Raw genomic sequence first — 1,374 nt, forward strand, 5'->3', positions numbered from 1 at the left:
GAGAACAACGTGAAGATCAGCCCGAAACCGAAGGCACCGACGAAGGCGAAACTGATATAGGCCAAAAAGACCGGCCAGCGTGCGAGCGCCCAGACCGCCAGTGCAGCCGGAATGGAGCTGACGCCTCCGGCGAGCAGGAAAGCCATCCCCGCCCCGGGCGCCATACCTTGCTCGATCAACCCGCCCACCAGTGGCAGCGCAGCGTAGCCGTTGAGGTAGGCCGGTACCCCGACGAGGGTAGCCGCCAGCACCGTGAGCCAGCCCTCACCCCCGAGCGTTGCGGTCACCGCCTCCGCGGGAATGTAGGCCAGCATCAGGCTCTCAAGAAAGAATGCCACCGTCAGCCACTTCCCCAGAAACAGGCCGTTGCTGATGACATTCTGGCGAAACGTCTTACGGCGGTCGGCCTGGTCCCAAAAGCGCCACTGCACCGGCTCGGAGCTGCAGACGGCGTTGCCGGAGCAACCGCAACCGCCTGCCGACTGACGCAGGGGCCGGGCAAGAGCGCCGCCGCGCACGAGTAACCATGTGCCGACGCCGCCGAATAGCCCTACGCCGAAGGCGGCCGCCGTCTTGTACACGGCGAAGGTAGTCCCGAGCGTACCTGCGGTGAGCAAGAACATGGACGGGTCCATCAGTGGCGATGCAAGCCAAAACGCCATCACTGGTGCAAGCGGAACTCCCATGGCCAGCAGCGCCGCAATCAGCGGAATGACACCGCAGGAGCAGAAGGGCGAGAGTGCGCCGATCAGCGCTGCCATGGCGATCATGCTCGCCATGTGTCCGGAGAAGGCGGATGCGATCAAGTTGTCGGCGCCGCTCGCCCTGGCATAGGCGGCGACGGCGATGGACAAAACGAGAAACGGGCTGACGCGGATCAGCGCATCGCCTGTGAAGAGCAGGCTCGCCGTCGCCTGGTCGGCGTCCACCAGGGTGAGCACGAGCAGCGCAATGGCGAGGAACATCCAGGCCGGATCGATCCCGGAGGTGTACCGGCGGGCTGCGAGAACGAGTTGGGTCATGGGTTACTGCCCCGAGGGTAGTGCCGATACCGCCCCGGTCGTCGCTGGCGGACGATCCGGGGCGACGTGTCTATGCGGTGGGTGGTGGATTGTTGAGTTCGCCGCTGCGCTGTGACGTTGGACAGCGCTGGCGGACAAACCGTCGCACACGGTCTGCGGCGGGCGTCAGTGAATCTGCAGGCTGGGTTTTTACCTGAGGGCCTGTCGGTGGGCCCAGCATGTGCCGAAATCAGTAGCAAAGGTATCGGCGGGACCGCTTACGTTCAAGCACGCTCTTCGCAATCGCGCACGACTTAGCCGGGGATCGGGCGCGGCTACGTTATCCGCAGCTTGCTCTCACGCTGCAGTAGAG

The 1,374-nt window shown here is 64.8% G+C and carries 1 protein-coding gene; it reads right to left on the reverse strand.

What is annotated here, in order from left to right; all coding sequences use genetic code 11:
• Positions 1 to 1,022, reverse strand: a 1,022-nt coding sequence (locus CKO31_RS25860; protein ID WP_200243727.1) for a permease, incomplete at its 3' end; no start/stop codon positions are given.
• Positions 1,023 to 1,374: the final 352 nt, after the last annotated feature.

Origin of the sequence: Thiohalocapsa halophila, assembly GCF_016583825.1 — a bacterium.
Classification (GTDB): Bacteria; Pseudomonadota; Gammaproteobacteria; order Chromatiales; family Chromatiaceae; genus Thiohalocapsa; species Thiohalocapsa halophila.